This is a genomic window from Delftia sp. ZNC0008, assembly GCF_000799035.1.
Lineage (GTDB): Bacteria > Pseudomonadota > Gammaproteobacteria > Burkholderiales > Burkholderiaceae_C > Comamonas > Comamonas tsuruhatensis.
Genome location: NZ_JTKZ01000365.1, coordinates 35,941 through 48,461 on the forward strand (window position 1 = coordinate 35,941; position 12,521 = coordinate 48,461).

Below are 12,521 nucleotides of genomic sequence, written 5' to 3' on the forward strand. Positions count from 1 at the left end.
GTTTCTTCGGTAAAGACAGGGACCCAATCGGCATTTTGCCCAATCAGGGCGCTAGCCCCTAGTATTCGGCGTCCTGCCCAGGGGGCATCGCGCCATCCACCTCCCCTTCGCCCCGCTCTTCACCACCATGCGCTTCGGCGTATTCCGCTTCTGCGCGCAGTGCGTGGTCGGCCAGCAGCTGCCGCAGCTGCGGCAGCCCCTCACCGGAGCGGGCGCTGACAAACACCCGTGAAACAGGTAGCCCGTCAAGCTCGTACTGGTCCTGCAACTGCGCTGGAAGCCGCTCTTCATCGACGGCATCGAGCTTGTTGAAAACCAGTACCAGAGGCACCTCCTGGGCACCGATTTCCTTCAGAACTTTCTGGACTTGTTGGATTTGTTCCGGGAAATTCGGATTGGAGGCGTCAACCACATGCAGCAGAAGATCGGCATCGATCGCCTCCTGCAACGTGGCCTGGAATGCATCGACCAGCCCGTGCGGCAGGTCGCGGATGAAGCCCACGGTGTCCGACAGGGACACCGATTGCCGGGCCTCGTTCAAATACAGCTGGCGCGTGGTCGTGTCCAGCGTGGCGAACAACTGGTCGGCCGCATAGGCCCGCGCCTTCACCAGCGCGTTGAACAGCGTGGATTTGCCGGCATTGGTGTAGCCGACCAGCGAGATGTTGAAGATGCCATGGCGCTCGCGCCGGCGGCGCTGCGTGGCGCGTTGCTTCTTGACCTTCAGCAGCCGCTCCTTGGTGCGCTTGATCGATTCGTCGATCATGCGGCGATCCAGCTCGATCTGCTTTTCGCCAGGGCCGCCGCGCCCGCCGATGCCGCCCATCTGGCGCTCCAGGTGGGTCCAGCGGCGCACGAGGCGCGTGGCCACGTATTGCAGGCGCGCCAGCTCCACCTGCAGCTTGCCTTCATGGCTGCGGGCGCGCTGGGCGAAGATCTCCAGGATCAACAGGGTGCGGTCGTTGACCGGCATCTGCAGATGGCGCTCCAGATTGCGCTGCTGGGCCGGGCTCAGGGCCTGGTCGAACAGCACTTCCTGGGCACCGTGCATCTGGGCGAGCATGCGGATTTCGTCGGCCTTGCCGCTGCCCACGAACAGCGCCGCATCGGGCACCTTGCGCTTGCAGGTCAGGCGTGCAACGGGACGCAGGCCGGCCGTGCCGGCCAGCAGGCCCAGCTCTTCCAACTCGCCATCGAAATGGGGAAAGCCGAAATCCACGCCCACCAGCAGCACTGGCGTTGGCGTGGACCGGTCAAAAGATTCAGAACTCAAGAAAAACCTCTCCCGAAGGGTGAGGAAGCTCCCCGGCTGTGCGGGGAGGCATCAGGGCGCAGCGAGCTCAAGCGCTGGCGTCGCTGCCGGCAGCTTCGGCCGTGGAGAAGTTCACGGCGCGGCCGGGAACAATGGTGGAGATGGCGTGCTTGTAAACCATCTGGGTGACGGTGTTGCGAAGCAGAACCACGTACTGGTCGAAGGATTCGATCTGGCCTTGCAGCTTGATGCCGTTGACGAGGTAGATGGACACCGGCACATGTTCGCGGCGCAGCGCGTTCAGGAACGGGTCTTGGAGGAGTTGGCCTTTGTTGCTCACGATATTCTCCGTGTTCGAAGAGTGTTGTTGTAAACCGACACCTTACCACAGTGTTTTGGGCCCCCTGTCTGCACAAGGGTTTTCCCCAAATTCCGTGGCTTGTTATTTGTCCTTGTCGGCGAAAGGATTATGAGAGGTTTTCAACTCGATCCGCAACGGCGTGCCGACCAAATTGAATTCCTTGCGGAACCGCCCTTCGAGGAAGCGCTTGTAGGCCTCCGTCACATGCTCGAGCGAATTGCCGTGTATGACGATGACCGGCGGGTTCATGCCGCCCTGGTGCGCGTAACGCATCTTGGGTCGGTAGATGCCTGTCTTCTTGGGCGTCTGGAACTGCACGGCTTCCATCAGCAGGCGCGTGAGCACCGGCGTGGGCATCTTGCAGGTGGCTGCCTTGTGCGCCTGGATGATGGAGTTCCACAGCGGACCCAGGCCCTGGCGCTTCTCGGCCGAGATGAAGTGCATGGGAGCGAACTTCAGGAAGGACAGGCGCGTCTCGATCGAGCGCTCCAGCATCTGGCGCTGGTAGTCGTCCACCGCATCCCATTTGTTCACGGCCAGCACCACGGCGCGGCCGCTTTCCAGCACGTAGCCGGCAATGTGCGCATCCTGATCGGTCACGCCCTGCGTGGCATCGATGAGCAGCAGCACGACGTTGGCGCTCTCGATGGCCTGCAGCGTCTTGACGACGGAGAACTTCTCGATGGCCTCGAACACCCGCCCCTTGCGGCGCAGGCCTGCTGTGTCGATGAGTTCGAACTTCTGGCCGGCGCGCTCGAAGGGCACGGAGATGGCATCGCGCGTGGTGCCCGGCATGTCGAAGGCGACCAGTCGCTCCTCGCCCAGCCAGGTGTTGATCAGCGTGGACTTGCCGACGTTGGGGCGACCGGCCACGGTGAGGCGGATGGGCTTCTGGGCCACATCGTCGAAGGGGTCGTCTTCCTCGGGTTCGGGCAGGTTGAGCTGGCCCAGGGCCAGGTCGACCAGGCCGCGCACACCCTGTCCGTGCGCGGCGGAAACCGGCAGCACTTCGCCCAGGCCCAGTTCGTAGAACTCGGTCAGCTGCACGCCTTCCTTCATGCCCTCGGCCTTGTTGGCCACGAGCACGCAGGGCTTGCCCAGGCGGCGCAGGTACTTGGCGATGTCATGGTCCTGGGCAGACATGCCCAGGCGCGCATCGACGACGAAGACCACGACGTCTGCCTCGGCCACGGCCTGCTGCGTCTGGCGCGCCATCTCCTTGAAGATGCCGCTGGATGCATCAGGCTCGAAGCCGCCGGTGTCGATCACGATGTATTCGTGCTTGCCCTGGCGGCCCTGTCCATAGTGGCGGTCACGCGTGAGGCCCGCGAAATCCGCGACGATTGCATCCCTCGACTTGGTCAGCCGATTGAACAGCGTCGATTTGCCCACATTGGGTCGCCCTACCAGGGCAATAACTGGCTTCATTCCCGAAAATACCTATCAATCCGGCCGGAAGCCGTACACAGTTCCGCTGCGGCTTACCACCACCAGCGTATTGGCAGCCGATACCGGGGGCGAGGCCACACCGGAGTCGTCCGTCTTCAATCGTGCCAGCGCCTGTCCGTCCGTCTTGGACAGCAGGTGCACCACACCATAGTCATCACCAAACACCACCGAACGGCCCAGCATCAACGGCGCCGTCAGGCGGCGGTGCTGCAACTGGTCGATGGACCACACGCGCGAGCCGTCGCCGCGGCGCCAGGCCTGGACGGTGCCATTGCTTTCGGCGCCGAACACGGTCTCGCCATCGCCGTCGATGCCGTCGGCACCCTTGGACGGCTGGGTCCAGCGCACCGATGCATTTTGCGTATCCACACAGCCCACGGCAGCCTGGAAGGCGCGCGCGCAGACGCTGTCGCCGACACGGCTGACGCGGCCGACGAGGTCCACCAGGCGCTCCACGTCATTGGTGCCGCGCGGGCTGGCCAGCGGGGCCTCCCAGCGCACGGCACCCGTGTCGGGATCGATGCCCACCATGCGGCCCGACAGGCCGGCCACCAGGGTGTTGCCCACGGCGATCAGAACGCCGGGCTGGCGCAGCACCAGCGGTTCGCCAGGGCGCTGCGCGGTCCACAGCTTGCGGCCATTGGCGGCATCGAATGCGGCCAGCGAGCGGTCGGCCGCCAGCACGAAGACGCGGCCGCCCGCCACCAGCGGCGGCGTGTAGGCGGCTGCGGGCAGCGGCTGCTTCCACAGCTGCTTGCCTTGCGAGTAGACGATGACCTGGTTGCTGCGCGTGAGCACGGCCTGGCGCTGGGCGTCGCCGCCCACGCCGGCAGTCAGCGGCTCGCCAACGGTGAAGCGCGACAGCTGGCTGCCATTGCGCGCATCGAGGGCCGTGACGCTGCCGTCCTTGGCCGCGATCAGCAGCGTGTCACCCTGCACATGGATGTCGGTGGCCAGTGGCACTTCGGCGCCCAGCTTGGCCGTCCAGGCCTGGTGCACTGCCAGCAGGCCGGGGTTGGCCCCCAGTTCCTTGGGCTTGGGCTTGGTGTCGCTGCTGAACCACGAGGAGACCGTGGAGCAGCCGCCCAAGGCACCGGCCAGCAGGCCCAGAGCCATCCAGCGCGCAACGCCACGCGGGCGCGAGATTGCCATCAGTTGATCTGCCGAAGTTTTCAAGGTTGCTTCTCCGAGGTCGAAGTCTTGGCCTGTGCCAGCACGGTGGGCGTGGCGCCCAGGGCGTTGAGCTTGAATTCGATCAGGCGTCCGTAGTCCACGCCCTTGTCCAGGAGCGCATGGGCGCGCTGGTAGGCGTCGATGGCCTCGGCCGTCTTGCCCTGGGCCGCAAGAATGTCGCCGCGGCGGTCGGCCACGATGCCGGCGAAGGATTCGGGCATGCTGCCATCCAGCGCCTTCAGGGCTTCGTCGTACTGCTTTTGCTGCTCCAGCACGGCGCTCAGGCGCAGCTTGGCCAGGGCCTTGTAGCCTTCGTCGCCCTTGTCGGCCACCCAGGTCAGGGCTGCCTTGGCATCATCGAGCCTGCCTTCGTCCACTGCAGCCTTGGCCAGCAGCAGGCCGGCCTGGGCTGCCTGCGTGGTGCCGGCGTACTTGTCCTTGAGATCGGCAAAGGCCTGGCCGGCGCGCGCCGCATCCTTGCCTGACAGCGCCACATCGACGGCATGCGCCAGAGCGGCAGCCTGGGTGGCCTGGCGCTTTTCCCAGTACTGGTAGCCATTCCAGCCGGCAAAGCCGACAAAGATGACCACGAGCACACCCGTGATCAACGTGCCCCAGGTATTCCAGAAATGCTTGAGCTGCTCTATCTGCTCTTGTTCTTCGAGATCGAAATGGTTTGCCATGAATCGCCTGTGTCGCCTTGTGTATGGAGGACGCCGCTGGAGCGGTGGCCTGGAAAGCTGCGGATGACGGTCAAACCGCCGATTGTAGGGTGGCAGCCCATTGGGCCGCATCGGCCAGGGCTTGCTGCACCTGCTGGCCCGTGCCGTCGCGCAGCGACTTGACGGTGACCAGGCCCTGCTGCAGCTCGTCGGAGCCGAAGATCAATGCGAAATGCGCGCCACTGGCGTCGGCCTTCTTGAACTGCGACTTCATGCTGCCCAGGCCTTCGGCGCTGGCCGCATGCATCTGCACGCGCACGCCGGCCTCGCGCAGTTGCTGCAGGGTGCGCAGGGCCACGGGCATGGCCGACACGTCGGGAACGATGGCGTAGGCGTGCAGCGTGGGCGCGGGGATGTCGGCGCCCAGCTCCTTGACGAGCTCCAGCACGCGCTCCACCCCCAGCGCCCAGCCCACGGCCGGCGCGCTCTTGCCGCCCACCTGTTCGATCAGGTAGTCGTAGCGGCCGCCGGCGCAGATGGTGCCCTGCGCACCCAGCATGTCGGTGATGAACTCGAACACCGTGAGGTTGTAGTAGTCCAGGCCGCGCACCAGGCGCGGATTCACGGTCCAGGGCACGCCATTGGCGTCCAGGATGGCCTTGAGTCCGTCGAAGTGGGCCAGCGAGCCCTCGCCCAGGAAGTCCAGCAGGCGCGGCGCCCCGTTGACCATGGCCTGCATAGCGGGATTTTTGGTGTCCAGCACGCGCAGCGGGTTGCTGTACATGCGGCGCCTGGCCTCTTCGTCCATCACGTCCTGGTGCTGCTCCAGGTAGGCGATCAGGGCCTGGCGGTGGGCCTGGCGCTCCTCGGGCTGGCCCAGGCTGTTGATTTCCAGGCGCCACTGCGTCAGGCCCAGCTGTTTCCACAGGGAGACGGCCAGCAAAATGAGCTCGGCATCGACATCGGGGCCGGCAAAGCCCAGGGCCTCGGCACCGATCTGGTGGAACTGGCGGTAGCGGCCGCGCTGCGGGCGCTCGTGGCGGAACATGGGGCCCATGTACCACATGCGCTTGCCGCCGTCGTACAGCAGGTTGTTTTCGATGGTGGCGCGCACCAGGCTCGCCGTGCCTTCTGGGCGCAGCGTCAGGCGCTCGCCATTGAGCTTGTCCTCGAAGGAGTACATCTCCTTTTCGACGATGTCCGTCACCTCGCCGATGCCGCGCACGAACAGTTGCGTGTGCTCGACGATGGGCGTGCGCACGTTGCGGTAGGCAAAGCGCGCCATCAGCTCGCGCACCTGCGCCTCCAGCCATTCCCAGCGAGCGGACTCGGCGGGAAGAATGTCGTTCATGCCTTTGACGGCGGAGAGTTTTTCGGGTTTGGCCACGTTGTTCTCGTTCGATGAATGCTCGGAAACAGGAGCGGACCCCGCCTTTTGCGCTCCATGCTCCCACGCGCATCCCGCGTTAGACCCCATGAAACAAAGCGTGGTGTGCTATCTATTTTGCAATAACTGCAATGCCTGGCGCAGCCGCTCAGGCGGGTGCGGCAGCGGTGGTGCCATAGGTGCGCGCCACATAGTCTTCGACCAGGGTCTGGAATTCCTCGGCAATGCGCTCGCCGCGCAGCGTCAACGCCTTCTCGCCGTCAATGTAGACGGGGGCAGCGGGCGCCTCGCCCGTCCCGGGCAGGCTGATGCCGATGTTGGCGTGCTTGCTCTCGCCAGGGCCGTTGACGATGCAGCCCATCACGGCCACCTTCATGGCCTCGACGCCGGGGTACTTCATGCGCCACAGCGGCATCTGGCCGCGCAGGTAGTCGTCGATGCGCTTGGCCAGCTCCTGGAAGGTGGTGCTGGTGGTGCGGCCACAGCCAGGGCAGGCCGTGACGCTGGGCACGAAAACGCGCAGGCCCAGGGCCTGCAGGATTTCGGAGGCAACCACCACTTCCTGCGTGCGCGCCTCGCCGGGCTGGGGCGTGAGCGAGACGCGGATGGTGTCGCCAATGCCTTCCTGCAGCAGCACGGACAGCGCGGCGGCCGAGGCCACCGTGCCCTTGGTGCCCATGCCGGCCTCGGTCAGGCCCAGGTGCAGCGCATAGTCGCAGCGCTGCGCAAGGGCCCGGTAGACCGAGATCAGGTCCTGCACGCCGCTGACCTTGCACGACAGGATGATGTTGTCGCCGTTCAGCCCCATGGACTCGGCCAAGCGCGCGGAATCGACGGCCGAGGAGATCAGCGCCTCGAACATGACCTGGCGCGTATCCCAGGGCTGGGCGCGGCGCGAGTTCTCGTCCATCAGGCGCGCCATCAGCTCCTGGTCCAGCGAACCCCAGTTGACACCGATGCGCACGGCCTTGTCGTAGCGGGCTGCCGCCTCGATCATCTGGCCGAACTGCCTGTCCTTTTTCTCGCCCTTGCCGACGTTGCCGGGGTTGATGCGGTACTTGGACAGCGCCTCGGCGCAGGCCGGGTATTCGGTGAGCAGGCGGTGGCCGTTGTAGTGGAAGTCGCCCACCAGAGGCACGTACTCGCCCATGCGGTCGAGCTGCTCGCGGATGTAGGGCACGGCAGCGGCTGCCTCGGGCGTGTTGACGGTGATGCGCACCATCTCCGAGCCGGCCTGGGCCAGCTGGCGCACCTGTATGGCCGTCTCGACCGCGTCCACCGTATCGGTGTTGGTCATGGACTGCACGCGCACAGGCGCATCGCCGCCCACGGTGACGACATTGTTGCGCCAGACCACGCGGGCCTGGCGGGACTTGCGCGGCAGCGGCGAGGCAATCGCTATCGGCTGCTGCGTGGATAGGAAATCTTGCACGGTCACTTCACCTCAAAGCGGGCCACGTTGTCACGGGTGGTCTTGGCCACTTCCAGCAGCTCACCACGGACGCGCACTTCGGTGCCGCTGGCATTGCCGACGATGACAGACAGCGGCAGCGCACCTTCAGCGCCAACCGACTCACCTGCCGCCAGCGTCTTTTGCAGCACCACGCGGCCGTTGGCATCCTTGACCTGCACCCACGATTGTGCGCTGGCCTTCATGACCAGCACGCCACCAGGCGTTTGCGCGGCCTGGGTTGCAGGAGTCGCCGCTGCGGCATCGGCGGGCACATCGCCAGGCACGCCGGCTGCGGGAGCCGCTGCTGCAGGCGCCTGGACGGCTGGCGTGGCTGCAGGCGCTGCAGGTGCTGCAGGCGCCGCCCCTTCGGAGGCTGGCGCCGTCACTGCGGGCGCCACAGGCTCCTGGGCAGCCACGGGCTCGGACACGGTTGCGGCCGGCGACACCAGGGCAGCGGCGTCGGAAGAGCCGGCCTGCGGCTCCTCGGCATCGCCTTCGTGCTTGGGCAGGAAGTACACGGCGGCGGCGGCCGCCAGCAGCAGCAGCACGATGATGGCGACCTTGCGCGAACCGTTTTCGCGGCCCAGCGGTGTTCCGGTGGCCTTGAAGGAGCGCTCCTTGAACGTGGCATTGATGCTGCCGCGATCATCGGCCAGGCTCTTGAGCTGGGTGCGCGGCAGCAGGGCCAGCACCGAGGCCGAGTCCACGCGCAGCGTGCGGCAGACGCTTTGTGCCAGGGCCCGCATGAAGACATGGTCCTGGAAGGCGGCATAGTCATCCGCCTCCAGGGCCTCCAGCTTGGGGGCCGGCACCTTGAGCGCCGCCGCCAGTCCGGCCAGCGACAGGCCTGCCGCCTCGCGCGCCTGACGCAGCAGCGTGCCCGCCGTCATGGAAGTTTTGGCGTTCTCGCCTTGCGTACCTGCTTCGTCATGCACCGCCAACACCTCACTCATTGAATGCTCCACGCTCGTAGGCCAGCCATTGGCGGGACTCCGGGAAGCGCTGGTGCAGCTGGTCGGCCAGCTGCCGCATCGCTGCAGATTGCTGCAGCGCCCTCTCTATCTTGATGCCCAGCCACAGGCTTTCCGCGTTGGACTGGGGGCTGCTGTTGAGGCGGCGGATGTAGAACTGCGCCCTCTTGGCGTCGCCCCCCTGCAGCATCACATTGCTCAGGTGATAGGCTATCACCGGGTTGGCGGCGTCGAGTTCATAGCCCTTGAGCAGCGCCTGCTGGGCCTCGACCAGCAGACCGGCCTGCTGCAGGCACAGGCCCTTGGCCATCCATGTCTTGGGACGCTCCAGGTAGCCGGGCTGGGCCAGTGCCTTGTCCAGCCATTCCTGGGCCTGCACATACTGCTTGCGCTGGCACAGCAGCCATCCGTAGTTGTGCTGCAGGTCACCGTCCTGGGGGCGCAGCGACATGGCCTTGCGCAGGCTGGCATCGGCCTGGTCCCAGTCCTGGTTGCGCATGTAGATCAGGGCCAGCAGTCCATAGCCATCGGCGGAACCGGGGTCGGAGGCCAGCGCCTGGTTTACCTCTTCCAGGGCCACATCGATGCGGCCGGCCTGGAAGTAGGAAGCCGCCAGCTCCAGGCGAATGGCCGCGCGGCGACGGGGATCGACCTCGGCGGCCGAGGCCATCGAAGCATTGGAGACGGACGAAGCATTGCCGGAGCCTGAATTCGCCGAAGGCACCAAAGGTTGCTTGCCGGCGCAACCGGCCAAGGCAAGGACCAGCACCGGCACTGCCCAGCGCATGCATCCACCGATACCCCCCGATCGCAGCCGCCGAGCCACTGACTTCATGAACTGTCCCTTTGTTCCGTAGGTCCTCTCAAGGCATCTGCTTGAGAACAATGGTGCGCTGCTTTGCCATGCGCTCGGCAGCGCGCGTGCGGTCCTTGACATCGCCAGCCAGCTGTCCGCAGGCTGCGTCGATGTCGTCGCCACGTGTCTTGCGCACCGTGGTCACAATGCCGGCATTGCTCAGCAGGCTGGCGAACTCCGTCACCCGCGCTGCAGGTGAACGCAGCAGGCCCGAGGCCGGGAAGGGGTTGAACGGAATCAGGTTGAACTTGCACCAGCTGCGGCCGTCGCCACGTGCGCGGACCAACTCTATCAGTTGGCGCGCATGCTCGGGCTGATCATTGACGCCATCGAGCATGCAATATTCGAACGTGATGAAATCGCGCGGCGCGAACTCCAGGTAACGCTCGCAGGCATCGAGCAGCTCGTGGATGGGGTACTTGCGGTTCAGCGGCACCAGCGGGTCGCGTAGCTCGTCGTTGGGCGCATGCAGCGACACGGCCATGGCCACGGCGCAGTCCTGCGACAGCCTGTCGATCATCGGGACCACGCCCGAGGTGGACACGGTCACGCGGCGGCGCGAGAGGCCGTAGCCATGGTCATCCAGCATCACGCGCAGCGCCGGCACCAGGGCCGTGTAGTTCTGCAGCGGCTCGCCCATGCCCATCATCACCACGTTGGAGATGACGCGCTCGCCACCCGTGCCCAGGCGCTTGCGCAGCGCATGCTCGGCATACCAGAGCTGGGCCAGGATCTCGCCCGTGCTGAGGTTGCGGCTGAAGCCCTGGTGACCCGTGGAGCAGAAGCGGCAGCCCACGGCACAGCCGGCCTGGGACGACACGCACAGCGTGCCCCGGTCATCTTCGGGAATGAAAACGGATTCGACGGCATTGCCGCCCCCCACGTCGAACAGCCACTTGACCGTTCCATCGGCAGACACATGCTCGGTCAGAACCGGCAGGGCCGTGATGTGGGCACGCGCCTTGAGCTTTTCGCGCAGGGACTTGGCCAGATCGCTCATCTGGTCGAAATCGCTGGCGCCTCGCTGGTGTATCCAGCGGAACAGCTGCGTTGCGCGGAAACGCTTCTCGCCGAGCTGTTCGCAATAAGCGGCCAGTCCGTCGAGATCAAAATCTAGCAAATTGGTATTCATGTCGGCAGGCCGGTGCCACGCCGCTCTCGGCTCTTCCGCGGCAGGCATGGCCTGCACCGGACAGACCATGACGGCCGCGGAAGACGCGGGGATCAGCGCGAGTAGACGTTCATGCCGGGGAAGAAGAATGCCACTTCCACGGCTGCAGTTTCAGCGGCGTCAGAGCCGTGCACGGCGTTGGCGTCGATGCTGTCGGCGAAGTCGGCGCGGATCGTGCCCTTCTCAGCCTTCTTGGGGTCGGTGGCGCCCATCAGTTCACGGTTCTTCAGGATGGCGTTCTCGCCTTCCAGGGCCTGGATCATCACGGGGCCGGAGATCATGAAGTCCACCAGGTCCTTGAAGAAGGGACGCTCCTTGTGGACGCCGTAGAACTGCTCGGCTTCGCCGCGCGACAGGTGCACCATCTTGGCGGCGATGACCTTCAGGCCGGCGGCCTCGAAGCGAGCGTAGATCTGGCCGATCACGTTCTTGGCAACGGCGTCGGGCTTGATGATGGAAAGAGTGCGTTCGATGGCCATTTGAATGGTTCCTAATCAGGGTTACTATGGATTTTTGTCAATTGGACAAAACCGTTGATTCTAGCTGTGCCATCAAAGTCCTTGATGACATGGTGCTGCCAAAGGGGAGGCTGACCGCCGTATTTCAGCGGCGCCCTCCCGGCTTGCGCTTGGCGTTCTGGCGTGCACGCGACAGGCTGTCGGAGCCGATGTAGCCCACCGATGTACGCATCGGATCGGGCTGCTGGCTGCCACCTGTCTTGCCCCGCCCGCCTGCACCGCCCTGCCCTCTGCCCTGCCCGCCGTCCGCCTTGCCACCCTTGGGAGCGGGCTTGGCACGCGGGCCGTCCAGCATGGCATTGGGTGCCGGGCGATTGCCGTCGAAATAGCGGCCGCCGCCTTCGCGGCGGACGGTGTTGCGGTCGGCCGGGCCACCACGGCGGCCTCCGGCCGGAGGCTTGGATGCAGCAGGCGCACGCGCCTGCATGCCTGCCGCGGAGGCCAGGGACTGGATGTCGGCCTGGTCCAGCTCCACCCAGGCGCCGCGCTTGAGGCCGCGCGGAAGCACCATGGCGCCATAGCGGATGCGGATCAGCCGACTCACGGCATGGCCCACCGCCTCGAACATGCGGCGCACTTCGCGGTTGCGGCCTTCGGAAATGGTCACGCGGTACCAGCAGTTGGCGCCTTCGCCGCCGCCATCCTCGATCGAGCCGAAGGCGGCCACGCCGTCTTCCAGCTGCACGCCATCGGTCAGGCGCTGCTTTTCTTCCTTGCTGAGCGCGCCCAGCACGCGGGCCGCGTACTCGCGCTCCAGGCCGAAGCGCGGGTGCATCAGGGAGTTGGCCAGCTCGCCCGAGCTGGTGAACAGCAGCAGGCCTTCGGTGTTCAGGTCCAGGCGGCCAACGGACTGCCATTTGCCATGCTGCAGGCGCGGCAGCTTGCGGAACACCGTGGGGCGGTTCTGGGGATCGTCGTGCGTGACGACTTCACCCACGGGCTTGTGGTAGGCGATGACACGCGCCGGCGGCGGATCGATGCGAAAGCGGATGGGCTGGCCGTTGACCTTGATCTGGTCGCCGAACTGGATGCGCTGGCCCACGTGGGCAGGCTCGTTGTTGACCGAGATGCGGCCTTCAAGAATGAGCTGCTCCATTTCAAGGCGCGATCCCAGCCCGGCCTGGGCCAGCACCTTGTGCAGCTTGGGCGAATCGACCTGGGGCAGCAGTACGCGCTTGGCAGGCTTGGCATCGTCGCGCTCTTCGGCGGCGTCGAGCTCGCCCGAGATGACGTCCGCAAAACCGTAGCCTTCGGCAGACCCTACGCGG

General features: G+C 65.7%; 12 protein-coding genes. All 12 read right to left on the reverse strand.

Features of this window, described 5'->3' with window-relative positions:
• Positions 1-58: 58 nt before the first annotated feature.
• Positions 59-1,273: a GTPase HflX gene (hflX, locus tag L995_RS12160; protein ID WP_016447554.1), complete on the reverse strand. Its 1,215-nt coding sequence runs from the start codon at positions 1,271-1,273 to the stop codon at positions 59-61.
• A gap of 67 nt (positions 1,274-1,340) precedes the next feature.
• Complete coding sequence (gene hfq, locus L995_RS12165) at positions 1,341-1,592, reverse strand: RNA chaperone Hfq (RefSeq protein ID WP_012206813.1); 252 nt, start codon at positions 1,590-1,592, stop codon at positions 1,341-1,343.
• A gap of 102 nt (positions 1,593-1,694) precedes the next feature.
• Positions 1,695-3,041, reverse strand: coding sequence for a ribosome biogenesis GTPase Der (gene der / locus L995_RS12170; protein WP_016447555.1), 1,347 nt, complete (start codon positions 3,039-3,041; stop codon positions 1,695-1,697).
• A gap of 15 nt (positions 3,042-3,056) precedes the next feature.
• The gene (gene bamB, locus L995_RS12175) at positions 3,057-4,214 is read right to left on the reverse strand and encodes an outer membrane protein assembly factor BamB (protein WP_016447556.1); all 1,158 of its coding nucleotides are present in this window, start codon (positions 4,212-4,214) and stop codon (positions 3,057-3,059) included.
• 20 nt (positions 4,215-4,234) lie between these two features.
• A complete protein-coding gene (locus tag L995_RS12180) occupies positions 4,235-4,918 on the reverse strand; it encodes a YfgM family protein (protein WP_016447557.1) in 684 nt (227 codons plus the stop codon).
• A 70-nt stretch (positions 4,919-4,988) separates the two neighbouring features.
• A complete protein-coding gene (gene hisS, locus L995_RS12185) occupies positions 4,989-6,248 on the reverse strand; it encodes a histidine--tRNA ligase (RefSeq protein WP_212646543.1) in 1,260 nt (419 codons plus the stop codon).
• A gap of 184 nt (positions 6,249-6,432) precedes the next feature.
• Positions 6,433-7,716, reverse strand: a complete 1,284-nt coding sequence (gene ispG / locus L995_RS12190; RefSeq protein WP_047472013.1) for a flavodoxin-dependent (E)-4-hydroxy-3-methylbut-2-enyl-diphosphate synthase — start codon at positions 7,714-7,716, stop codon at positions 6,433-6,435.
• Positions 7,717-7,718: 2 nt separating this feature from the next.
• Positions 7,719-8,690, reverse strand: a complete 972-nt coding sequence (locus tag L995_RS12195) for a RodZ domain-containing protein (RefSeq protein WP_047472010.1) — start codon at positions 8,688-8,690, stop codon at positions 7,719-7,721.
• Positions 8,683-9,543, reverse strand: coding sequence for a type IV pilus biogenesis/stability protein PilW (pilW, locus tag L995_RS12200; protein WP_174538864.1), 861 nt, complete (start codon positions 9,541-9,543; stop codon positions 8,683-8,685). Before pilW ends, L995_RS12195 begins: the two co-directional genes overlap by 8 nt.
• A gap of 28 nt (positions 9,544-9,571) precedes the next feature.
• A complete protein-coding gene (gene rlmN, locus L995_RS12205) occupies positions 9,572-10,696 on the reverse strand; it encodes a 23S rRNA (adenine(2503)-C(2))-methyltransferase RlmN (protein ID WP_017404144.1) in 1,125 nt (374 codons plus the stop codon).
• Between the two features lie 92 nt (positions 10,697-10,788).
• Entirely contained in the window at positions 10,789-11,214 is a 426-nt protein-coding gene (gene ndk / locus L995_RS12210) for a nucleoside-diphosphate kinase (RefSeq protein ID WP_016447563.1), read from the reverse strand.
• Between the two features lie 124 nt (positions 11,215-11,338).
• A partial coding sequence (locus tag L995_RS12215; protein ID WP_047472012.1) for a pseudouridine synthase occupies positions 11,339-12,521 on the reverse strand: 1,183 nt, incomplete at its 5' end.